Source organism: Rubripirellula reticaptiva, from assembly GCF_007860175.1.
Lineage (GTDB): Bacteria > Planctomycetota > Planctomycetia > Pirellulales > Pirellulaceae > Rubripirellula > Rubripirellula reticaptiva.
Genome location: NZ_SJPX01000005.1, coordinates 1,051,126 through 1,074,668 on the forward strand (window position 1 = coordinate 1,051,126; position 23,543 = coordinate 1,074,668).

Sequence of the window (23,543 nt, forward strand, 5' to 3'; positions counted from 1 at the left end):
CGAGCTGTTTGTTTGAGCTTCAGTGTGCCTTTGCGGCGGCTTTATTCCAACCGAGAAACGAAGCGGACGATGCGATACCTACTGACCATGCTGATCGGATGCTGCTTGCTGGCGGCTGGACCATCGCGCGCCGACGAATCGCCGCTGTCCCAACGCCAAACCGGCGTCGCTGAACGCTACCAGCGACTGGAAGAACTGCTGCTGAGACTTGCGGACGTTGAAGCGACCGAGAACCCAGAGCGATCGGCGCTACTGCGTCGAGCAGCTCGCCAATCACGTGACAAGTTTGTGCTCGAACGTCTGCGAGGCGCATCGAAGTCGCTGGAAAGCCAAGAGTTCCAAAAAGCCGTTGACGCTCAAACCACGGCAACCGAAGAACTGGCGTCGCTGATGAAGCTGCTATTGAGCGAAGATCGATCGAAGCGAATCCGTGACGAGAAGGAACGCTACACCAAATTGATCAAGGACCTCAAACGGAATCTGAACAATCAGCGCAGCACCCGTGCCCGCACCGAAAACGGCGCGGACATCAACGAAGTCGAAAAGGAACAGAAGGCGGTCACAGAGAAAAGCCAGGAACTGAACAAGCAGATGGAGGAAGAGGAAAGCGAGAAGGAAAAGTTCGGCGATAATCGCGAGAGCGAAAACTCCAGCGACAAACAAGAAAGCGACGCGGAAGAAAACGATAACAGCGAAAAGCCATCGGACTCCGACGCGAAACCTTCCGATTCCGAATCAAAACCATCCGAATCGAAACCGTCGGACGCGCAACCATCGGATTCCAAACCTAGCGAGTCAAAACCATCTGACTCCAAGCCAAGCGAATCAAAGCCATCGGATTCAAAATCGTCCGAATCGCAGCCGTCTGACTCAAAACCGTCCGAATCGAAACCATCGGATTCCGGTGAATCGCAGCAATCGAAGGCACCGCAGCAACCACCGACCGCTGAACAGGAAGTGCAGAAGCAGCTTGAGCAGGCCATCGAAAAGATGAAACAGGCCGAAAAAGAACTCGAAAACGCGAAACGCGACGAGGCGACTGAAAAACAACGCGAAGCCGAAGAGAACTTGCGAGCGGCGATCGACCGGCTCGAGCGAATCCTGCGACAACTTCGCGAAGAAGAACTTCAGCGGGAACTCGCCAAGCTGGAAGCTCGTCTAAGAAAAATGGCAGCGATGCAGACCAAAGTGCTCGAGGACACCGTCTCGTTGGCGGCCACACCGACGAGCCAGCGGAGTCGTCAAACGGATTTGAAAGCCGGTGATTTGGCGTTCGAAGAAAAGAAAATCACGATGGAAGCCGACCGAGCGATGCTGCTGTTGCGAGAAGAAGGCTCAAGTGTCGCGTTCCCCGAAGTCGTTTTGCAAATTCGCAGCGATACCGCGAGAGTGGCCCAGCGGTTGGCCGAAACCAAGATCGACGCGGTGACTCAGGGGATCCAGAACGACATCCTGGCGGCACTTGGCGAGATGATTGAAGCCCTACAGAAGGCACAAAGGGACTTAGAAAAGCAAAAACAGGAACAAGGCGAAGGCCAAGCCGGGCAATCCGGACAAGGAGAACAACCGTTGGTCGAGGCTTTGGCGGAGCTAAAATTGATCCGAACGATGGAGACTCGGATTAAATCCACGACGAATCGCTATTCGAGCCTGCTAGAATCAGGTGAGTCGTCGGGTGACGAGGTGCTGCCGCTTTTGCAGGACCTTTCAGAGCGACAGAATCGTCTTTACCGAATCACCCGAGATTTGGTATTGAAACGGAATCAGTAACCGTGAGGTGAATGTGAATCGATTGACGTCAGTGCCGTACGGCTCGTTTCAACGTCTCTGCCGAATCCAAGCGATGGTCTTCATCGCGATTGCGGCCACGCTTGGTTCTCATCTGCAGGTCGCTTCGGCCCAGAACAGTGCGGCCCAGAACAGTGCGGCTCAGGACGGTCTCAAACGCAAAGCCAGCTGGAATCGCTTCGATGCGGCTTCGATGGCTCAAATGATGCGATCGTCGATGGACGAATTCGGCGTCACGCCTGACGCAATGGACCGCGCAGCCGAAGACTTCCTGAACGCGATCGAATCCGATGACGCCGACCCGCTGGACGCATTCGTGAAAGTCACCAGCCGGATGATCCCCGTGATCGGCGAATTGGTGTCGGTTTCCAACCAGAACATTTCCGTAGCGGCCGCCTCGGTCGACCCCAGCACGCCGACGTACGGCGCGATCGAATCTTTGCCCAAATCGATGCGAATGACGCTGCGGACCTGGCTGGGACGCGAACTTGTCCGCGCCCGACTTTACGACGAAGCCCTACCAGTGATCGCCGAAGTCGATCCCGTCGAATCAATCGACCCAGCGGCTGCGTTGTATTACCGCGGCGCTTGCTACCACGCCTTGATGATGAAGAAAGAGGCGCTTGCCGACCTGCGACGCCTGCTTGAGAACAAAGACCAAGCCCCTGTCCGGTTCACACGCACGGCTCAGTTGATGGTTGCCGACATCAAGGGGCTCGAAGAAGACTCGCTGGACGAGATTTCGCGATTGATGACCGACGTGACTCGGCGTCTGGACCTGGGTCACACGTCTGAAACGACCGAAAAGCAAGAACAAAAGATCATCGACAAGCTGACCAAACTGATCGAAAAAATTGAAGAACAGCAGAAACAGCAACAACAGCAGCAGCAACAACAATCTGGCGGAAACCCCAGCGGCGGCGGTGCTCAGGGCAACCCAATGGAGGACAGCAATATTGCTGGTGGCGGTGGCAATGGCGACGTTGACCGCAAAGGAATCGACGCCAAAGACGGTTGGGGCAACCTGCCACCGGCCGAGCGAAACCAGGCATTGCAGCAGATCAGCCGCGACCTGCCGACGCACTATCGCGAAGCCATCGAGGCTTACTTTCGCAAATTGGCGACCGATGGAGCCTGAAAACGGGTTCCGGCGGCGGACAAAGGCAAATCGATCGACCGCCATTTCGCAATGGTCATTGAACGCTATTGCTTTTGCGGCTATCTTCGCACTCTTCCCAAACGTGCCTTAGGCTGCGCCCGTATTGACGGGCTTTGATATCAGCAGCCGTAACGCCGGCACATGTCCACTGCGACCCGATCGGGCACGTCCATCGGTCGTCCCCCCCGGGACTCACCAGGTAAAGAGAACGACTCAGTATGAGCGTCGATTTAGAAGCAATTGCCCAACGCGGGCATTGTGAAATTTCAAGTTTGCGTTTGGCACTTCCACTCCTTGAACAAGGATATACGCCGCCATTTTTGGCGCGTTATCGTCGTGATGAACTCGGCGGCTTGGACGAATCAAGCCTTTGGGGGCTTTCGGCGGCTGTCCAGACGGACAAGCAAATCGTCGAACGACGCGAGAGTCTGCAAACGATCTGGGAGGCCACGTCGCTGCAAGATCCTGCGATCGGCCATGCGATCAACAAGGCAAATTCGCTGCGAATGCTGTCTCGACTGTCACGCCGACTCAAGCACGAAGCCAGTGAAACGCCGTCCGATGCGACTCGTTTAGCGGTTCGGGTTCTGAACCCCCGCAAGGGCGACAGCAGCGACTTCGCCGAGATCGCCGCCATGGTCGATGGCATCCAAAGCGTCGATGCTGCCTTCGATGATCTGGACAACGCGCTGGTTGAACGACTCGCTGGTGATCCGCGAATCATTAGCGCCGCGGTCCGTTGGTTGGCCAAGAATGCTCGCATCCATATCGCCAAGATCAGCGACCCGCACGTCGCAGGTGAAGACGACGCCGAAGCGGCACCGAAATCAAAGAAGAAGAAAAAGAAGGGTCCTAAGACCGATGCGACTGCAACGCCTGATGCGACTGTGGCGCCCGATGCGACTGCGGCCCCGGACGCCGCGACTGCGGATTCAGCCGACGTAAAAGCAACCGATGCCGAAGGCGCCGATGACGCTTCCGCTGCGACGGAAGTGGCTGCGACGGAATCGCCCGCCGCAGTTGTTGATGCAACAACCGCTGTTGAAACGCCGACCGCTGAAACGCCGGCTACCGAAGCAGAAACGACCGCACCGGTTGCGGAATCACTTGCTACTGCAGAAGAAACACCTGCAGTCGTCGCCCCTACAGCAGAGACTCCTGCAACCGAGACTCCTGCAACCGAAACTCCTACAGCCGACGCTCCCGCAGCCGACGCCAAGCCGGAACTTGAGATTCCTGCTTTTTCAGCGGACGATTCCGATAAGGACGCTACGAACGACAAGGCGAAGGCGACCGCATCGGTCAACAACGCCAAGCCGGCCAAGAAACCTAAAAAAGTCTCTCCACGCCAGCGCCGCCGCCGATGGCTCGTTGGCGTACTGAAGCCACTGCAAGGCAAACGCTTCACGTCTGACAAACTCAGCTCGTTCCAACTGGTAATGCTTGGCCGTGCTCTGCGCAGCCAAGTTGCCGAATGTGGATTTGAATACGACGCTGGCAAATTGGTTGCTGAATTGCAACGAACCGCCGCCGGATTCAATCACCATCTCGAGGACCGAATGCGGGACATTGTTCTGCAGAACGAAGCCAGCATTCGCGAAGCTGCCGAAATCGCGTGGTGGGACGACGTCCAAGAACGAGCTTCGGCTCGATTGGTCACGATCACCGCTGACCACTTGCGCCGCCAAGTCAATCGAGGCAGTGTCGACGCCAAGGTCGTCATGTCGATCGATGCCGTCGGTCCTCGCACCGCAGCAACAACGGTGGTTTCGGCTGACGGACGTGTGCTGCGCACCGAAGACCTGCCGTGCCAATTGTCAGCTTCCCAGCGTGGCCAGGCGGTCGCGCGGATGGGCGAACTGATCCACACTTATCACGTCGACTTGATCGTGATCAGCAACGGGCCGGCGCGACGTGCAACGATGATCGCGTTGGGCGATCTGATCGCCGCATCGCCTGAAAAATCGATCCGCTGGACGCTTGCGGACCGCAGCGGAGCCGACGCGTACTCGGGCAGTAGCGTGTCGGACCAAGAAATGCGTTCGACGCCGCGACGTTTCCGATCGGCCGCTTGGTTGGCTTTTTCAGTGCTACAGCCGGCTCAGTCGCTGGCCAAGGTTGATCCGCTGAAACTGCGACTCAGCTCGTTCCAACGCGAACTCGCCGATGAAGCTCTCAGCGAAACGCTGGAAAACGTGATGATCAGTGGTGCTTCTCGAGGCGGAGTCGATGCAAACTCGGCACCGCAATCATGGCTGCGTCGTCTGCCTGGCGTGACACCCGAAGTCGCTGCAGCAATCGATGCCGCTCGTCGCCAATCGCTATTCAGTTCACGAGACGCGATCAGTGAAATTGCGAACTGGCCAAGCGCCGTTGAAAGCCGTCAATCGCTGCCGTTCTTGCGAGTCTTCGGCAGCCCCGAAACTCTTGACGGTACGCTGATCCACCCCGACGATTACCCGCTGGCGAAGAAACTAGCGACCACGTTGGCGATTGAACTGCCACCGGCGACGCCGCCGGGATACTCGCCACCAGACTTTAGCGCGGGCGCGGCAAGCGACGAAATCAAGCCAATCGAAGTGGCTCAAGAAGTAACAACCGCCAAGGTGGAAGACTTCACAGCAAAGGGCGAAGAGTCGCCAGAATTTGCGATCTCGGATGATCCGTCAACCGAAACGGCCAGCGAAGAGAACCGTCTGGAATCCGAATCGACAGACGCAGAAACGGCGACCACAGAAACATCGCCTGCCGACGCATCTGCGGAAGCAACTGCAACGCCTGACAACGACGCCAGTGCCGAAACAACCGCCAATTCGGCGGTTGACACAGAGGCCGACTCGGCTTCGGAACCTGCAACGCCGACGACACCGGACACCGCCGTCGCGGCGACGGCCGACCCGATGCGTCAGCCACGTCCCGATCGCGCCAAGATTGACAAGTGCATCAAAGAATGGCAAATCGGCACACGGCGGACTCACCAAATCGTCCATTGGCTGTGCGACCCGTTCGGCGACAGCGACGCCAGTGGTTCGCCGCCGGCTGTCTTGTCGACGATGCCATCGACCAAAGCACTGCGCCCCGGCGATCCCGTCATCGGCGTCGTCGTTGGCGTGATGCCATTCGGTGTCTTCGTTGAACTTGCCCCTGATTGCAGCGGCTTGATCCACGTCAGCCGCGTGTCGGACTCCTATGTTGAAGACTTGCACGAGGCTGTCCAGATCGGTGACGTTGTCACGGCATGGGTAACCGGCATCGACGAAAAACGTCGCCGTGTTGGTCTCAGTGCCATCTCACCGGAACGCGAAATCGAACTCGAAGAAGCTCGCCGCGCTCGCACCTCGCGGCCTCAGCACGCAGGCGGAAATCGCGGTGGTGCAAACCGCGGTGCAAGCGGCGGCGAACGGTCCCAGGGTCAGGGGCAAGGCCAAGGCAATCGCGGCCGATCCGGCGCAGCCCCATCTGGCGATCGCCCACCACGCCAAGGCAGTGGTGGCGGAAACCGCGGCGCCCGAGACGGCAATCGTGGCGGACGTCCGACCGGTGGCGGTCGTGGCGGTGCAGGCGGCGGACGATCGTTCAGCAAGAAACCAGAAACGTATCGCGTGGTCGCCAAAGCGGATGCCAAACCGCTGACCGACGCGATGCAGGATGGCAAAGAACCGCTACGTTCATTTGGCGACTTGTTGCAGTTTTTTGGCAAAGACACCAAAACAGTGACGGAAAAGCCCGCGCCGAAACCGAAGAAGCCGAAGCCTGCTCCGACAACCGATGCCAGCGCCGAAGAGAAGGCCAAACCAGACGTTGCTCCGGAAACTCCTTCTGCTGCACCAGAATCGCCCGTTGCAGCACAACCGCCACAGGCTTCCGCATCGGAAACGGCAGCAACGCCGCCGAACTCTCCAGACCAAGCTGACAAGCCTGACGCATGAGTGACGACTTCGATTCACGACTGAACGCGGCAATCAATCGCGGGCAAAAAAGAGCTGACCAAAAAGCGTCAGCCCAACGCGCCAAAGAGATGTCGGAAGACGAACTGCGACGGCTGCACACGTCGTTGCGGCTGTCGTTGTCCGAGCGAATCGAACAGGCTGTCCACAAGGTTGCCGACCACTTCCCGGGTTTTCGCGAAGAATCGCTATTCGGCGAAGGCGGCTGGGGTGCGGCGTGCTATCGCGACGACTTGAAGTTGGTCGCCGGGCGGCGAGAGAACCAGTACAGCCGACTAGAAATGATGATTCGCCCCTACAGCGATTCACGGGTGCTTGACCTGAAAGGCAAAGGCACCGTCATGAACCGCGAGCTTTTCAACCGATCATTCTTTACGCCGATCGGCGAAGTCGAATCCGAAGAATTCGAGCAACTGATCGACAGTTGGGCGATCGAGTACGCGGAAGTCTACGCGTTAAAAACGCGAGTTTAAAACCACCAAGTGCATTGCCCGGTCCGTTTCCACTATGGCGAGGCTCGTCAAGACTTTGACGCGGCAAAAGTTTTGACGTCTTTCGCCACGCCATTTCAAGAAACCTGAAAGCGGCCGATTCGCAGATCAGCTGACCGGTTGGGCGAGTGACTTGCCGACTTTCACTAGCAAATCCTTGCTCTTTTGGATGCCTTCCATCTCGCCGAGCACGCTGCCTTCGTATTCGATGCCGACGTAGCCGTGATAGCCATGTGCGAGGACGATTTCCATCATCTTCGTATAGTCCGTGTGCGTCTCGTTTCCTTCGGCATCAAAGTCGTGCGTCTTGGCACTGACGGCCTTGGCGAACGGCATCAGCTCGGCAACACCTTGGTAACGATCGTACTCTTCGGGGTTGTCACCGCGCTTGATGAAGAAGTTGCCGAAATCGGGCAGCGTGCCACAGTTGTCCATTCCAACCATTTTGATCGTTTCCGACAACCACTTGCCATTGCTGCTGAGTCCACCGTGATTTTCCACGATCACGTTCAGACCATGCGGCGCTGCAAATTGACTTAGTTGCCGCAAGCCATCGGAAGCCAACTTCTGCTGTTCTTCGAAGCTGCCTTTGCTGGCCGCGTTGACGCGAATCGAATGGCAACCCAAGAATTTTGCTGCCTCGACCCAGCGGTGGTGCTTCTCGACGGCTTGCTTTCGTTTCGCAGTGTCAGGATCACCGAGATTGCCTTCGCCATCGACCATGATCAACAGACTCTTGACGCCTTCGCTGTCGGCACGGTCCTTCATGTCTGCCAGATATGCCTTGTCGTTGGCTTTGTCTTTAAAAAACTGATTGACGTACTCAACTCCGTCAATGCCGAAGTCTTGCTTAGCGATTCGAGCAAAATCGAGATTCGTGATCTTCGACGACTCATCTTTCAGTGCGCGGTGCAGCGACCATTCGGCTAACGAAATCTTAAATGGCAACTCACCCGATTCGGCTTCGTCGGCTCGTGATCGACCGGCCCCCAGCGTCGTGGCGAAAGCGGCAGCGGCGGTGGCTTGCAAAAATTGACGTCGAAACATAGAGGTAGTCTCTTGGTGAGAACGGAAGGGAAGGAAAACTAATGTGTCAGTAATACGCGAACTGCGTTATTTGGCGGATGGCGTCTGGGCCTCGATCGCCCATGTGTGGGCCATCGCCAATCGTTCATCACGAGGACCGTGCAAAAACAGCAACGCATCTGCGCCGCCAACGATATCGAAGGCCATTTCGACTTCGGGCTCGGTCAACAGACCGAGCGACTGGTACAGTCGGATTTCAGCAAGCGTTTGCAATGTTTTTGCTTTCGCACCGCCGATCAACACAGCGACTCGGCCGCGTGCCGCAGCAGCCGTCAGAGCCGTCGGCATCGGTACCAATTTGGTTTCGCGTTCGATCAAGGCAAACAAGGTGCCCATTTGTTCGGTGACGTAGGCTCGCTCATCCGCCATACGACCAGAAGCAACCAACTGCGAAGCTTCCAGGCTGTCGATTCCTTTGGTCAGCGCCAACTGCTTGCCAGTCGCCACGTTGAACAATCGGCAACGCGAAACATTTTGAGTCTTGCCCGTGCGACCAGGCTTTAGCAGCACGTCAAAGTGCAACAAGAAATCGATCCCATTCCGCTTGGCGTCCGCCAGCATGTCATTCGAGGGCCCGGAACCGACAAAGTTCAAACCAGGTTTCCACATCGGCAAAGGCTCCGGCGTGATCGAAAGCGTCTCATCCAATTCGGGCGACATCATCGATGATCGGACTGGCGGAGCTGCACCGACAGGTACAACCGGTTGACCGCCCGCTCGGGGATCAACGGGCGGCGGTGGCGCGACTCCGGTAAACAATGCACCAAAATCACCGGACGAGAATCGGCTCGCAAAATCTTCGGCAACCATGGTCGCAACCAGACCCAGGTTTTCGTCCATCACTTTTTCGGTGCCGGCATCCAGCATTTCTCGCACCTTTTGGACGGGCGGCTTGGGACGCACCATGGGTCCACCTGGACCGTCCATTCCATATTCACCATCCATCCCCATCCCAGACTGCATTGCGTCTTGCATTTCTTGTTCCATCCGCATGGAATCGTCCATTCCCTGCATCTCTTCGTCCGGATAGCCCGACATCGAATCGTCATACCCGCCGCCGCCCGCCGCCATTCGGCGACCGGGGGGAGTCGCACCTTCACGAATTGGCGAGGGATCGGTAACCTCTTCGCTGCCTCGGATCGCGATCGACGCGCCCCATCGCAACGCCCAAACGGGGCGTCGCAGCGACATGCTGAACTTAGCACTGCGGATCACAGCAGAAGCTTCGTCATACTCAGTCGCCATGTGCCCGCACATCAATTCGATCGCAATGGCTGAATTGCCGGCTGCAAACGCCTGATCGGCTTCGCGGCTGAGCACCGGTCCCGTCACAACTTCGACCGCAGTTTCGGGGGCAAACAACGGAGACAACTTAAATCCGTCAGTCAGCGAGACCAGGTCAGCGAGATAGGTTTGCGTCACATCAGACTTGGCATTTCCCCCGCCGCCGCCATACCCACCGCCATATCCGCCGTTCATTTCCTCCTCGTAGGGATCGTATCCCATCTCCATTTCTTGCTCTTCCATTTGCTGCCGCATCTGTTCCTCGTAGTCAGCGCCAGGGCCTCCAGGGGGCTGAGCAGCAGCGGTTCCGAGCAACTGGAAAGCCAGAAATGCAATTCCCAAGAACGTCGTGACGATTCGCAATACAGACGCAAACATGAGCTTCCTTTATCGAAACCGGCGATTGCCGGGACTCCCGGTCGGCAGAATTGCCGGCAAAGGTGCAGCAACTGCGAAACAGAACTTTTGGACAAAATTTCCTGATCATTCCAGGCACCGGGTATCATAAATCCTTCCGGTGGCGTTGTGGGGCGATTTCCCAACAATTCCGACCACAGGCTGCAAAGACGAAGGCTTCCGGCGGTTGCTCAATTGCCCCCCGAAGAGGGCTTCTGGCGAGTTCCAACCGGATGAGGGAAACTTTTGCACCGGTGGCTGCGTCTGATAGGACGAAAGTGGATCTTCGCTTACGGACGATTTTCTGCATTTCCGGATCTTCATTTCCTCTGTTTCATTGTCGAATAAGCACCCGATGGCTAAACGAAACAACCGCCTACGAACGCCTCGCCTCGAAGTCCGCCGTCGGCTAACGGTTGAACATTTGGGTGACCGCCGTGTCCTAGCGGCTATTACAGGCGAAGTTTTTGAAGATCTGAACGGTTCGCTACGAAAAGACGACGGCGAATTGGCGGCGGCAAGCCGACTGGTTTACATCGACGCGAATTCGAACGAAGTCCTTGACACCGGTGAGCTCACCGCCGTGACAGACTCAAGTGGAGCGTTCCGGTTCGACAATTTGGCCGACGGCAACTACTCCGTTCGCCTGTATAGCGGAACTGAATCGCAGACCCAGACGATTCCGATCCAGCCCCAACTCGTTCGATTTGTCATCACGATTGATGACGCTAGCGATGTAGTCTTTGGCGATGACTTTTTCGTCACCGCGACGGCCGGTTCGGTGGTCACAGCGTATCCCGATCAATTGGGCGTTCACTCGGTCAGCGTTGGTCAGGAACTCCGATCACTGCAGGCGATGCCCGACGGCCGTATCTTGTTGGTGGGGTCCGACACGACCAACACGACGTCGTGGATTTTCGATCCCGTGACACGCATGGCTACACCGGTTTCACTCCAAGACACATCGGGAGCCACGGTCACATCGCCAACGGGATGGGGATCCCTGTTGCTAAACGACCAGGGCCTCGGCGTGATCTTGCCGCAAATCGCAAACCCAGCGACGGCAAGCCCCTATGCCGTTCGCTCGATCGACGCTTCCGACCCAACTTCGGGCATCGAGGTCACAACGACCTCGACCATCGTCCCCGCCGACACAAAGGTATTGTCATCGGCAACGGGTGTTCGAACCGTTTTTGCATCGGAAGGTGCCACTGGATTAGAGTTATCGCTGTGGAGCAATTCGGCGGCCACGTTGATCACGACGACCCCGATCGAAGTCCCCAGCACGACTGAGATGCTATCGTTCGATGACGACGCAGGCATTCTAGCGCTGCGAACTTCGGGTGGCGGATTCAGCATCCATGATGTCGACGCAGGCTTTGCAACGCTGTATTCCTTCGATTCGGGAACGGCCGTGATGATCGACGCCGAACGTGACTTGCTGTTCACGTACTCGAGCGACGATTTCAAACTGCGGATGCTTAGCCTGACCGATGCGACGGTGTTATTCGAGATGCCTGTTAGCCTGACCACGATCGGCGACGTCACCAAGCTTGTTCGCGGTGATTCGCCCAATGCGATTGTCGCCGTCGGCACCGCCGGCGTGCAACAAGTTCGACTCGACGTGGCATCCGGAAATCAAGTCACGATCACCGGCGGCGTCGATGCAGACCCGATACTGTTTGGCATCAAACCCCACGGCACTAACTCGGCCCCTAGCTATAATCCGATTCCGTCATTCACTGCCACCGAAGACCAAACGCTAACGCTCGCTGCACCTGCGGCTCTTGCTGGCGCAACCGATCCGGATGGCGATTCGTTCATCGTGTTGCAGATGGACCAGGCGGCCAACGGGACCGCAACGATCCAAATCGACGGTTCACTTTCCTACGTTCCCAATCCTGATTTTAGCGGCACCGACACGGTCACCGTGACACTGAGCGATGGCCGCACGGCATCAGCGCCGATCTCGCTGACGTTCAACGTCCAGGCCGTTCCGGACGAGCCGACAGGGATCGAAATCGACATCGATCCAGTCCCCGAAAACCTGCCCGCCGGCACGCCCATAGGCGGCATCAATGTCATCGACGTTGACGGCGGTGGTGGACATGTCATCTCGATCGACGATCCGCGATTTGGCGTCGATGGCGGGGACATCATCTTCATCGGTGGCGACATCAACTTCGAAGCCGAACCGTTGATCCCGCTTGTGGTCAGCGCGACCGATTCCGAGACAGGCACAACCGTTACCGAATCGGTGTCTGTGCGGATCACGGACGCCAACGACCCGATCACTGGCATCACCCCGACCGAAGCCTTCGTGCTTGAAAACGCCCCGGGTGATGTCGTGACCGAATTGAAAGTTCTTGACGAAGACGAGGAACAGTTCCATACGTTCACCGTCGATGATGAGCGATTCATCGTCGAGAACTTCGACCTGCGTTTGGCCGACGGAGTGTCGGTCGATTATGAAACCGAACAAGTCATCGTGGTCAACGTGACCGCAACCGAAGTCGGTACCGGCGGAACGTTCACGCAAGCGATCACGATCACGGTCCGCGACTTGGTCGAGCAACCGGTCGGGATTGCATTGACTAAAGATTCCGTTGTCGAACTAACCGAAGGCGACGAGGTCGGCGATGTCCTTGTCGACGGTGCTGCCCCCGATCCGCGACTTGACGTGACCGTCGACGATTCGCGTTTCGAAATCGTCGGCTCGACCTTAAAGTTGAAAGAAGACGTGTTTGTCGAACGAGCGATCCAAACAGAGATCCAAGTCACGATCAGCGTCAGCGACCCCAACGGGGAATTGGCAACCGTCGAACAAGATTTCGTGATCCAGGTCCTGCCAAACGAAACTCCGCTGCACAACCTTAACGACCCCTATGACGTCAACCATGACGGTTCGGTGTCGGCGTCCGACGCGTTGGCGATCATCAACTACTTGAACATTTACGGCCCCGGGCCAGTCGGTTCCGGCGGGATGGAATACTGCTACGACGTGAACGCCGACGGATTCATCACGGCGCTTGACGCGTTGCTTGTTCTGAACCGATTGAGTCAGACTTCGTCCGGCACCGTGGGCGGCGAAGGCGACGGCGAGCAATCACCTGCACCGGCGCAAACTCCACGTCCCGAAGGCGAACAGTTGGCGACGGACCTAGCGTCCGATTCACAAGACACCGCGACACGATTTGACTTGTCGTCACCCTCGAAAACCCGCGACGCACTGTTCGTCCAATGGCAACAACGAGATGAGCGTCCGGATGACTTTGCCGATTTCGCAAACGAAGCAACTTCGGCAACCGACCAGGTCGACGAGTCGTTAAGATTGTTGTCGGACGAAACCGCCTAGCATTTGCGTTTCGCGGTTCGGACGTCCATCCTCCCCACGCACCGAGAACCCGCGTTATGCCACGATGTTTTTTTGCCTTTTTGATGTTGGCCAGCTTGATGACGGCTGGGGGCAATGCCCAGGCGCACCAGTATTACGAAGTCCGCAGCTATCTTTTGGGCGATAAAAGCGATGCTGGGGCGATCGACCAGTATCTTGAAAACGCGTTGCTGCCCGCCCTAAAACGTCAAGACATTGGCCCCGTCGGCGTGTTCACCAACTCGGCCGACGACAAAACGGGCAGTGCTCGGATCGTCGTTGTCATCCCTTACGAAAGCGCCGACCAAATCGCTAGCGTCGAAGCAGCCGTGCAAGCCGATTCGCAGTTCCAAGCTGACGCGAAAGAGTATTTGGATCGCGGCCCAGGAAATTCACCCTACGGGCGGATCAGCAGCGAATTGCTGGTCGCGATGGACTGCATGCCCGAGCTCAGCGTGGACGCCGACTCACTTTCCAACAAGGACCGCGTCTTCGAACTGCGTCTCTATGAAAGCCCCAACGAACGACTCGGTCACTTGAAAGTTGAAATGTTCAATGCTGGCGAAGTGCCGATTTTCTTGGACTGTGATATCCAACCGATCTTCATCGGCCAAGCCGTCGTCGGACCACAAACGCCAAGCCTGACGTACTTGACGACCTACCCAAGCGAAGCGGCACGCAACGAAGCGTGGAAGGCATTTGTGAAGCACCCTGACTGGGCCGTTTTGAAGGTGGTACCAAAGTATCAAGGCACCGTCAGCCGCATCGACAAGTTCGTCTTGGTGCCGAAGCCCTATTCGCAGATGTAACTGGTCGCAGATGTAACCGGACGCAGATGTAACCGGACGGCAAGTCGGTTGCCGACGGACAAGTTTCACTAGGCGTCAAATCTGACGCCAAAGTGTTTGATTTATGGGCGTTTTCCGACGCTGTGTGTCTGTCCGCCCGTCTTCGACTGCGGTACGATTTCGCCCATGACACCGATGATGAAACAGTACCATGAGGCCAAAGCAGCGTGCGGCGACGCATTGCTGTTTTTCCGCATGGGTGACTTCTACGAATTGTTTTTGGACGACGCTAAAACCGCCGCAGGCGTGTTGGGATTGAACCTGACCAGCCGCGACAAGGACAGCGATAACCCGACCGCGATGGCAGGGTTCCCGCACCATCAACTTGATTCGTATCTGCAAAAACTGATCCGCGCCGGATACCGGGCAGCCGTCTGTGAACAGATGGAAGATCCCAAGACCGCAAAGGGCTTGGTCAAACGCGAAATCACTCGAGTCGTCAGCGCCGGCACATTGACCGACGACGGATTGCTTGATCCTCGCGAAGCCAATTACGTCGCGGCGGTCTGCTTGCACCGTGACAAAAAGAAATCCAAAGACAACATCGAACCGCTCGTGGGCATCGCCTGGGCCGAACTTTCCAGCGGCCGTTTCGAGGCCGGTACGTTCCCCCAGTCGCGGATTGAAGACGAACTTGCTCGCATCGGCCCTGCTGAAGTCATCTATCGCGAAGACGATGCGCAGTTCTCCCCCGACACGACTGCCCCTTGGTCATGGACGTCGCGTCCGGCGTGGTCCTTTTCCGAAGACGCTGCCAAAGAAACTCTGTGCAAACAATTCGCGGTTAGCTCGTTGGAAGGATTTGGTTTCGAATCCGACGACGTGGCAGCCGTCCGCGCTGCCGGCGCGGTGCTGACCTATTTGCAAGAAACTCAGCGGCGTGACCTCGATCACTTTCAAAGCATCGCGGCGCACCACCAAACCGGTTTTCTGCAAATCGATGCAGCGACTCGGCGCAGCCTTGAATTGACCCGGACAATCCGCAGCGGTTCACGCGAAGGATCGTTGTTAGGCGTGATCGACCGAACCTGCACGCCAATGGGTTCGCGGATGCTGGGCGACTGGATCGCCGCCCCGCTGATCGACCCGGCGGCGATCGGCGCGCGACTGGACGCGGTTGATGAATTGGTTGGCGATGCAAAGCTGCGTTCGCAGGTACGCGAGACATTGAAGGAAACCTTTGACCTGACTCGATTGCTGGGACGGATCGCAACCGGACGCACCGGACCTCGCGATTTGCAGCAAGTCGCGCGGACGCTGGCAAGCTTGCCGAAACTAAAGGCTCGCTTGTCGGATCGATCGAGCGAGCGACTGACGTTTGTCGAGTCACACTTGCACCTGTGTCCTGAACTGCGATCGCAACTGGAATTGGCGCTCGCGGACGAGTGTCCACTGTCGGCTGTCGACGGCAACTTCATCCGTCCAGGATTCAGCGAAGAACTGGACGGACTACGAGAACTTGCCAAGGGTGGCAAGCAGTGGATCGCGGAGTACCAGCAACGCCAGATGGACGAAACCGGCATCGCTATGAAGGTCGGTTACAACCGAGTGTTCGGTTACTACCTAGAAGTCACCAACGCGCACCGCGACAAAATCCCCGAACACTTCATTCGCAAACAGACGCTGAAGAACTGTGAGCGATACATTACCCCGGAACTAAAAGAGTACGAAGAGAAGGTGTTGTCGGCGGACGACAAAGCCGCTTCGTGCGAGCAACTGTTGTTTCAAGAACTGCGTGCGAACACCCATCGCCATTTGTCGATCCTTGGCGAGGTTGCCGTCGCGATCGCCGAACTTGACGTGTTGGCATCGCTGGCCGAAATTGCCGTGACACGTCGCTGGGTTCGTCCCGTGATGACCGACGATTCGATTCTGAAAGTCGAAGGCGGTCGGCATCCGGTACTGGATGTCACATTGCCGCAAGGCGAGTTCGTCCCGAACGACTGCATCCAGTCGCCCGAGGCCGGCATGATCCTGCTGATCACTGGTCCCAACATGGCGGGAAAGAGCACCTACATTCGGCAGGTTGCCCTGATCACATTGCTGGCTCAAGCCGGCTCGTTTGTTCCGGCCGAGAGTGCTGAAATCGGAATCGCCGACCGCATTTTTGCTCGTGTCGGCGCTAGCGACGAACTCAGTCGCGGACAAAGTACGTTCATGGTCGAGATGGTCGAAACGGCCCGGATCCTCAATACCGCGACCTCGCGAAGTCTGGTGATTTTGGACGAAATTGGTCGCGGAACCAGCACCTATGACGGGCTGTCTTTGGCTTGGGCGATCACCGAACACCTGCACGAACAAATCGGCTGCCGAACTTTCTTTGCCACGCACTATCACGAGCTAACCCAACTCGAAGAATCGCTGCCGCGAGTGACGAACTTGAACGTGGCCGTCAAAGAGTGGAACGAAGAAGTGATCTTCCTGCACCGAATCGTGCGAGGCGGTGCCGACAAGAGCTACGGCATTCACGTCGCTCGGTTGGCCGGCATCCCAACGTCGGTGAACGAGCGCGCCAAAGATGTGTTAGCGCAACTGGAATCCGACCACCGCGACGCGCTCGATCGTCCAACGATTCAGTCGCCGACCGCCGCCCCGTCAGACCCAAACGGCAAATTTCAATTGACGTTGTTCGGTTTCGCCGATCACCCGTTGATCGAGCAGGTCGAAAAACTGGACGTCAATGCGATGACGCCGATCGAAGCGTTGCAGTTCCTGCAGAATGCACAACAGTCGATGAGCAATAAAAAGTCGTAACAGCTCGAATCCTTTTACCGCAAACTTGCTACCAAGCGATTGGCACTTTCAGACCGTCGTAGGCCAAGTCGATTCCGTCCGGCAATTCTCGCGTGGTGGTCTGGTGATCGAGATCGTGCGAGATGTGGGTTAGCCATGTTTGACTGGCTCCGACTTGCCGCGCGACTTCAACGGCCTGCTCGACATTGAAGTGCGTCGGGTGCGGCTTGTGACGCAGCGCCCCAACGACGAACGTTTTCACACCCTGCAATCGCTCGATCGATGACGGCGGGATCTCATTGGTATCGGTGCAGTACGCAAAGTCGCCGATGCGAAAACCGAGCACGTTGAAGTGCGGGCCATGTTTCAGAGGGATCGGCATCACCGAAACGCCCAGCACGTCAAACGCATCGTCGGGACCGATTGTGCGACATTCCAGTTGCGGCGTCGCGCCGGGATGCGTCGGCGTTCGCTCGGTGAACGCGTAATCAAACGACTTTCGAATGCGTGCTTCAACGTGCGGCTCACAGTACAGTGGCACCGGACCGCCCAACCGAAACGGAAACAGTCTTAAATCGTCGAGCCCAAACAAATGGTCGGCATGTTCATGAGTGAACAATACGGCATGGACCAGCGGAATTTTCTCGCGCAAGAGCTGCGTCCGCAAATCAGGCGGCGTGTCCACCAAGATCGTTCCACCATCGGTTTCGATCGTGATCGCGCATCGCGTTCGGTTGTTGGTCGGGTCGCTGCTCTGGCACACTTCGCAGTCGCACCCGATCGCCGGGACACCGACGCTAGTTCCGGTCCCCAAGAACGTCACAAAACCGCTGCGGGAATCTTTGGTCATTAAAAGTCACTGAAATTCGGTCCGAGAAGCCCCTTGGCCGTAGACGCCTGATTCTGCGATACTCTCGGGCTTCGAAACAGGACCCAACAACGATTCCACCGTCATTTGAAGGCCTAATCACTCGGTAGAACGGTGCCCAGTGGTGATTTTGCCGCCCCCCAACCCATTCTGACCAACGCGTGAACTTCGCGTTTTTCAACTTAAAACATCAAATACGAAAGAATCTTGCTCTATGAAGATGATCAAAAACTTTTCGCCCGGCTCGCTTGGCATCAACGGCCGTCAAACTGAATTGCTGGAATTGGCGCTGACTTACGCGTTCAACGGCATCGACATCGACATGCACGAAATGCTGCGTCGCAGCCAACGTACCGATGTTGCCGACGCAGCGAAGTACCTCGAAGCTGCTCGCAAGGCATTCAAGATCCGCATCGGCGGTTTCGACCTGGGCATCGATCTAGACGCCGACGAAGACACTTTCACCGCCGCACTGACCAGCCTGCACCCGCTGGCCGAATTGGCAAAAGAACTCGGCATCAAGCGTGCTTACACTCGCGTCCCCGCCGCCACCGATCGTCTGCCCTACCACGAATATTTCGAAGTGCAGCGCACGCGATTGGGCCAAATTGCTGACTTACTAGCCGTTCGCGAAATCAAGCTGGGCGTTGGTTTCTCGGCCGGCAAAGAATTGGAAGAGGGCAAGCAATTCCCATTCATCCGTAACGTCGAAGGCTTCATCGCGTTGGTTCGAGGCGTCGGGTCGGCAAACATCGGCTTCTACGTCGACACCTGGGATTGGGTGGTTGGTGACGGAGCTCTGGATCAATTCAGCGAATTGACTGCCGCCGACATCGTCGCGGTTCGCTTGTGCTCGCTGCGTCCCGAAAGCGATCCTGCGACCGCAGCTTCGAACGAACGAGTCGTTCCGGCTCAAGAAGGCCTGCTGGATCACGTCAAGGTGATCCAACACTTGGTCGCCATCAATTTCGAAGGCCCTGTCAGCCCCGGTGCATCGGGCGCCAGCTACAAAGGTCAAACTCGCGAGAGCATCGTGCAACGTGCTCAAGTCGCTCTGGACGAAATCTTCGTCGCAGCCGGCCTGACCGTCGCTCCGCTGCCGAAGGACCTGATCGAAGACATCCCTTACGAACCCAACCCAATCGGCTAATGAGCATGAGCTCTGACGACGCTGAGTTGAGTTAACATGAAACGAAAAACGCAGGCCAGGTTGAAACTTGGTCTGCGTTTTTTTGTTGAGTAAGACTCAATCGCGATTTCAGCGCAGTTCAAGTGCTTTGCGAATTCGCGTTGCCACGTGCGGATCGGTTTCTTCGATCATCAATTTTTGCAGATGGCTTTTCGCCGCTGCGTCGTTCATCGTTGCGATCACGGCAACAACTCTTAATCGCACATCGCGGCTCGTATCGCGGCTCATCATGAACAACCACGGCCGCGGATCAATCGACGGCTCTGCAGCGATCATGTCGACCAGTTGCATCCGCGTCGGCACATCGGCGGCAGAGATCCGTGTTGCGAGCGACAGCTCGCGCTCGGTATAGCCGCGCGACATCAGTTCTAGCCGAGCCTGTTCGCGAAGCTTGTTTTGGTCGCTGGCCAACCAGTGAATCACCGACACGTCGTCGTACGCTTCCATCGGCGTCGACACAATCGTGTCCTCGACGACCGGTGCGATCGATTGGGCGGGCTGGACGTGATACACCGTCTCGCGTGGTGCGACTGGCTTTTCCACCACCACCGGCACGTACTCGTCAATGTCGCGAAGCTCGACTTCTGCGTCTGGCGGAAGCGGCTGCAATCGCATCGACGCTGACTTGTAGATCGACGCCGACGGCGGATTCGTTTCTTCTTCGATCGTTTGAACTGGCAACGGGCGACTGCGGACCTGCAACCGCTGCGGTGACATCGGATCGAGTGGTTTGTCAGCCAGGACACTAGGTCCGGGGCGTCCCGACAACGTCAACATCTCAAGTGTCTCGTTCGCGCTGGCATACAGATCGCGAGACGGCGAGTCCTCGCGTGTCACGAAATCCGAAATCGTTTGCTGCAGCAGTGATGCCGCCCAACCGGTTCGATCGTCCGAAATCCGCGGAGCGATCGACTCGACCGCCGCGACAAGTTCGCGATGACGAGTCTGCTGGGTTGCCACATCCAACACCGTCCAATCGTTTTGCAGTCCGTGCAGCAATTCAAACGCACTTCGCGCCACCTCGATATTTTCGTTGGTCATCGCCTCAACCAACGGAACAATCGCAGGCGTTCCCATTTCGGCTAGCTGGACCAACCGAGATTGCTGTTCGAGCGCACCGACCGAATCAAAATCGCTAAGCAGTCGATGCAGCAAGAATCGCTTGCTGCCGAAGCTGATTGCCAGCACGATTGCAAAACAGACGGCCACCAACACCAAGAACTTCAGCGATGACCAAAGTGCCGTACGCCGGGGTCGAACAGGTGCCTGTCCGACCATCGCGAAAGGATTAGGAACGTTTGAAAAATCGGCGGAATTCATGTCGTTTTTGCCTGGGTAATTGCTGGGCCGATTGTCGGCGTAGCGGCCCACTCGAGGCAAGATCAGTTGCTAGAAACCGCGACTTCGCCGCAAGCGTGATCATAGGCGGCAAGCTGTTCGGTCCACTGCGTCCGCAAACGGTCTGGCACGTCGACGCCCGATAAAACATCGCTAATCGCTGCTCCGAACGAAGCCAACGTAGCCGGCGAAAACTGATCATCGACCCACATGACCGTTCCCGACGCATCCACCAGCACGGCGCTCCCGGGGTTCATTTCCAACGACTTGGCGAAATCGCCGCCCTTGTCAACGACCACAGGAACCGTGACATCGGCGGGGATCGTTCGCGAAGCGTCGGCATCGACCAGAACCCCCGTGCGGATCGTGGTGGTCAGTTCATCGGACCACTGGTCGGTCCACGACTGAGCCGTCATCGCGGCCGCGATCGTGTTGGTGTCGACCGAAACTCGAACCAAAAACGTCAGCTTCTGGTCGCCATCTTTAATGCGAAATCCGGGGACGCGTGTCCCCAAGATGCGTGCTGGTCGCGGCGGCGGCAACGGAATCAGCCGAGAAACCAATTTGGGCGACTTGGGCAGCGGCTCGATCGCGGGCGGTTTGTTCGGCGCATCAAAAGTTGCGCCGACCAAATCGATACTCAGTTGAATCGGCTGCGGCACTGCGCCCGGCACCAACGGAGCCACGATCGGCGGCAAGTCGATACGCCGGACGATTCCAGCACGGTCATCGATCCAAAACTGATACCGTTGCTCGCCCGCATCAACGATGACACAGCGACAAGTCTGTCGTTCGATCGATTGAATCGGCCCGAACTCAATTCGATGGCTGGGATCAAACAATGCCTTCATCGGCTCGGCCGAAAATAGCCATTCCAGTTGCGGCGGTGGTCCCGCCAAACCGGCTGCGACGCGGCCCGCCAAAATCGGATCGGCCAACAACTGTGCCCCAGTTGGCCGGCCCGGAATCGGTTTCGACTTCAAGACTTGCGAATCAAAATTGTCGGTCGACGGGTCAGCGATCCAGCCCGTTAGACCATCGGGATCACTGGTCAGCCGCACGTCATAGGTTTCAAGATACAGTTCATTGCGATCGAGCCAAACTCGCATCGGTGCCGAACGAGTTTCGGTCGAGCCGCCGTTCTGGTAGCGGATTTGAGCGCGGCCATTGTCACGGTAAGAAGCCGCGCTGGCATAGCGGGATAATGTTTCGCCCAACAGGTCTCGGGCCGAGATGGCCGCGAACGAAGCAGGCTGGACGACTGGAACCAAGGGTTCTAAATCATCGGTCAGCGGCGGTCCACACCCAACGATGGTGGCGGCGAAAACCAGGTAAATCGCGGGTCGACAGAGACGAAATCGGATCACAGTTGACGTATTCTCCTCAGGCGAGCGACTTCTCGAATCCCCGCAAACCTACTAAAACCTGACTCTCCCGCACAATCGCGATTGATCGATCTTGGCGGATCCGCCGATGCCCGCGGCTGCAACACGATGCGACCTGCATGTTACGGCTCTGCGAATTGACTGTTTTTTTGACTCTACTTCCCACTTCCTGCTCTCTGACGCCTGAAACCCACTCTCTATGTCACTGAAGTTTTCTAATACGATTGACGTTCTGGCCAGCAAGCAGGTTTGGCAGTACGAAGCGGTATCTGATCGCGTCTGCCCGGACGTGGTGACTGCAACCTACGTTGCACTGCAAAAACCCGATGATTTTCCGCCGCTTCAATCCGCGATTGTGCCGGGCGACCGCGTCACCTTGGCCGTCGACCCAAACGTGCCCCAAATCGCTGAAGTGATCCGCGGCGTTGTCCGCGCGATCGCAAGCACTGACGCCGGCGGGCTGGACGTCGTGGTCTGGGACGAAGCCACCGACGAAACAATCGAATCCATCAAGGCCGAAGTCTCGCCGACGTCGCGAGTGGTCCGCCATCGCAGCGCCGACCGACGTTCGCTGGGCTATTTGGCCGCTGACGAATCCGCCGACCCGATCTATCTGAACCGGTTGTTGGTCGACGCCGATTTTGTGCTTCCGATCATGGCGGGGCGTCCGGCGATGGTTTCGCGTCCGCGCGATTTGACAGGCGTTTATCCGTGGTTTGCCGACTCATCCGCTCGCGCTCGCTACCGCGATTCAGCACCGCACGCGACTAAAGCGAATGCCAAGATGGCTGCCGAAACGACTTGGTTGTTGGGCGTGCAAATCATGATGTGCGTGACACCGTCGATTGATGGATTGGCCAGCGAAGTGATCGCGGGCACGATCGATGCGATCGAAAAAAGACTGCACGTCGAAGCAAGCGAAGAACCTGATTTCCCACCGCCTGCGCCGATCGTGGTTGCGTCGCTTGACGGTGATCGGCAACAACAAACGTGGGCCAACGCCGCCCGGGCGGCTTCGGCCGCGATGGACCGAATCTTGCCCGGCGGAACGATTGTGCTGTGGACTGATATCACCGAGTCGCCGTCGGACGCGTTGATTCGCCGCGCCAATCAAGACGATGCCGACGAGCAAGCAGACGAACTGGCCGACCAGCACGGTGCAAATTCCGACGGCTCGGATTCGAACGGCAGCGACATCGATAACGACGCCAAAAACGAGTCACAAGACGGCGACGACGAGTTCCCTCGCTGGGACGATTCAATCGCAATTTCACGTTTGTTCGCCGACATCACCGCGGAATACCGGCTGCTGATTCACGCTGCGATTGATGACCACGTGATCGAGTCAATGGGGATGGGATCGGTGGCCGATGGCGCCGGCTTATGCCGATTAAGCAAGTCGTTCGACGGCTGTGGCGTGTTGCGTGCCGCCCAGTTTGCGTGAGGCAAATTGCTAGCAAATCGCCGTGTCTGGGCTGAATCTTGATAAGTCTTTCCGCTCGTAACGATCAGGGGATGCGAGGACTTCCAAATTTCGGCGCAAAGGCTCGTTTTTGCTCAATTCCAAGTTGAGCGGATCGCTGGGACGGATAGGATCGGAGTCGTGACTTGGGGTGACGCCCTGATCGGCGACGGACGCCGGCGACTCTGAGCCACGT

The 23,543-nt window shown here is 57.3% G+C and carries 14 protein-coding genes; 9 read left to right on the forward strand and 5 right to left on the reverse strand.

The window, feature by feature from the left end; genetic code table 11:
- The first annotated feature begins 69 nt into the window (after window positions 1-69).
- From Poly59_RS25140 to Poly59_RS25155, 4 genes are all read left to right on the forward strand, one after another.
- Window positions 70-1,770, forward strand: a complete 1,701-nt coding sequence (locus Poly59_RS25140) for a coiled-coil domain-containing protein (RefSeq protein ID WP_246151921.1) — start codon at window positions 70-72, stop codon at window positions 1,768-1,770.
- Between the two features lie 13 nt (window positions 1,771-1,783).
- Window positions 1,784-2,926, forward strand: a complete 1,143-nt coding sequence (locus Poly59_RS25145; RefSeq protein ID WP_222436164.1) for a hypothetical protein — start codon at window positions 1,784-1,786, stop codon at window positions 2,924-2,926.
- A gap of 239 nt (window positions 2,927-3,165) precedes the next feature.
- A complete protein-coding gene (locus tag Poly59_RS25150; RefSeq protein WP_146536818.1) occupies window positions 3,166-6,876 on the forward strand; it encodes a S1 RNA-binding domain-containing protein in 3,711 nt (1,236 codons plus the stop codon).
- On the forward strand, window positions 6,873-7,367 hold the full coding sequence (locus tag Poly59_RS25155) for a hypothetical protein (protein WP_146536819.1): 495 nt from the start codon (window positions 6,873-6,875) through the stop codon (window positions 7,365-7,367). Before Poly59_RS25150 ends, Poly59_RS25155 begins: the two co-directional genes overlap by 4 nt.
- Window positions 7,368-7,493: 126 nt before the next feature.
- Here the strand turns inward: Poly59_RS25155 and Poly59_RS25160 are convergent, their stop codons facing one another.
- Window positions 7,494-8,432, reverse strand: coding sequence for a sugar phosphate isomerase/epimerase family protein (locus tag Poly59_RS25160; RefSeq protein WP_146536820.1), 939 nt, complete (start codon window positions 8,430-8,432; stop codon window positions 7,494-7,496).
- Window positions 8,433-8,498: 66 nt separating this feature from the next.
- Window positions 8,499-10,133: a hypothetical protein gene (locus Poly59_RS25165; RefSeq protein ID WP_146536821.1), complete on the reverse strand. Its 1,635-nt coding sequence runs from the start codon at window positions 10,131-10,133 to the stop codon at window positions 8,499-8,501.
- A gap of 373 nt (window positions 10,134-10,506) precedes the next feature.
- Between Poly59_RS25165 and Poly59_RS25170 the strand changes: the two genes are divergently transcribed.
- The 3 genes from Poly59_RS25170 to mutS all read left to right on the forward strand — a co-directional run bounded on the left by Poly59_RS25170 (window position 10,507) and on the right by mutS (window position 17,126).
- The gene (locus Poly59_RS25170; protein ID WP_146536822.1) at window positions 10,507-13,506 is read left to right on the forward strand and encodes an Ig-like domain-containing protein; all 3,000 of its coding nucleotides are present in this window, start codon (window positions 10,507-10,509) and stop codon (window positions 13,504-13,506) included.
- Window positions 13,507-13,562: 56 nt separating this feature from the next.
- Window positions 13,563-14,333 carry an NIPSNAP family protein gene (locus Poly59_RS25175; RefSeq protein ID WP_146536823.1) on the forward strand — a complete coding sequence of 257 codons (771 nt, stop codon included), beginning with the start codon at window positions 13,563-13,565 and terminating at the stop codon, window positions 14,331-14,333.
- A 165-nt stretch (window positions 14,334-14,498) separates the two neighbouring features.
- Window positions 14,499-17,126 (forward strand): DNA mismatch repair protein MutS, encoded by a 2,628-nt coding sequence (gene mutS, locus Poly59_RS25180; protein WP_146536824.1) that lies wholly within the window; start codon window positions 14,499-14,501, stop codon window positions 17,124-17,126.
- A 28-nt stretch (window positions 17,127-17,154) separates the two neighbouring features.
- On the opposite strand, the gene Poly59_RS25185 is transcribed toward mutS, so the two are convergent.
- Complete coding sequence (locus tag Poly59_RS25185; protein ID WP_146536825.1) at window positions 17,155-17,955, reverse strand: MBL fold metallo-hydrolase; 801 nt, start codon at window positions 17,953-17,955, stop codon at window positions 17,155-17,157.
- 232 nt (window positions 17,956-18,187) lie between these two features.
- Here Poly59_RS25185 and Poly59_RS25190 point away from each other — a divergent pair, with 232 nt between their 5' ends.
- On the forward strand, window positions 18,188-19,123 hold the full coding sequence (locus Poly59_RS25190) for a TIM barrel protein (RefSeq protein ID WP_246151922.1): 936 nt from the start codon (window positions 18,188-18,190) through the stop codon (window positions 19,121-19,123).
- Window positions 19,124-19,231: 108 nt separating this feature from the next.
- On the opposite strand, the gene Poly59_RS25195 is transcribed toward Poly59_RS25190, so the two are convergent.
- Together Poly59_RS25195 and Poly59_RS25200 are read right to left on the reverse strand one after the other, a co-directional pair.
- The gene (locus tag Poly59_RS25195) at window positions 19,232-20,482 is read right to left on the reverse strand and encodes a hypothetical protein (protein WP_146536826.1); all 1,251 of its coding nucleotides are present in this window, start codon (window positions 20,480-20,482) and stop codon (window positions 19,232-19,234) included.
- A 62-nt stretch (window positions 20,483-20,544) separates the two neighbouring features.
- A complete protein-coding gene (locus tag Poly59_RS25200) occupies window positions 20,545-21,867 on the reverse strand; it encodes a hypothetical protein (protein WP_146536827.1) in 1,323 nt (440 codons plus the stop codon).
- A 217-nt stretch (window positions 21,868-22,084) separates the two neighbouring features.
- Between Poly59_RS25200 and Poly59_RS25205 the strand changes: the two genes are divergently transcribed.
- Window positions 22,085-23,329 (forward strand): hypothetical protein, encoded by a 1,245-nt coding sequence (locus tag Poly59_RS25205; protein ID WP_146536828.1) that lies wholly within the window; start codon window positions 22,085-22,087, stop codon window positions 23,327-23,329.
- The last annotated feature ends 214 nt before the right edge of the window (window positions 23,330-23,543 follow it).

Bases quoted from the DNA above. Each gene is read 5' to 3' on its own strand.
- Poly59_RS25140 (WP_246151921.1), top strand. From the start codon at position 70: ATGCGATACCTACTGACCATGCTGATCGGATGCTGCTTGCTGGCGGCT.
- Poly59_RS25150 (WP_146536818.1), top strand. From the start codon at position 3,166: ATGAGCGTCGATTTAGAAGCAATTGCCCAACGCGGGCATTGTGAAATT.
- Poly59_RS25155 (WP_146536819.1), top strand. From the start codon at position 6,873: ATGAGTGACGACTTCGATTCACGACTGAACGCGGCAATCAATCGCGGG.
- Poly59_RS25160 (WP_146536820.1), bottom strand. From the start codon at position 8,432: ATGTTTCGACGTCAATTTTTGCAAGCCACCGCCGCTGCCGCTTTCGCC.
- Poly59_RS25165 (WP_146536821.1), bottom strand. From the start codon at position 10,133: ATGTTTGCGTCTGTATTGCGAATCGTCACGACGTTCTTGGGAATTGCA.
- Poly59_RS25170 (WP_146536822.1), top strand. From the start codon at position 10,507: ATGGCTAAACGAAACAACCGCCTACGAACGCCTCGCCTCGAAGTCCGC.
- Poly59_RS25175 (WP_146536823.1), top strand. From the start codon at position 13,563: ATGCCACGATGTTTTTTTGCCTTTTTGATGTTGGCCAGCTTGATGACG.
- mutS (WP_146536824.1), top strand. From the start codon at position 14,499: ATGACACCGATGATGAAACAGTACCATGAGGCCAAAGCAGCGTGCGGC.
- Poly59_RS25185 (WP_146536825.1), bottom strand. From the start codon at position 17,955: ATGACCAAAGATTCCCGCAGCGGTTTTGTGACGTTCTTGGGGACCGGA.
- Poly59_RS25190 (WP_246151922.1), top strand. From the start codon at position 18,188: ATGAAGATGATCAAAAACTTTTCGCCCGGCTCGCTTGGCATCAACGGC.
- Poly59_RS25195 (WP_146536826.1), bottom strand. From the start codon at position 20,482: ATGAATTCCGCCGATTTTTCAAACGTTCCTAATCCTTTCGCGATGGTC.
- Poly59_RS25205 (WP_146536828.1), top strand. From the start codon at position 22,085: ATGTCACTGAAGTTTTCTAATACGATTGACGTTCTGGCCAGCAAGCAG.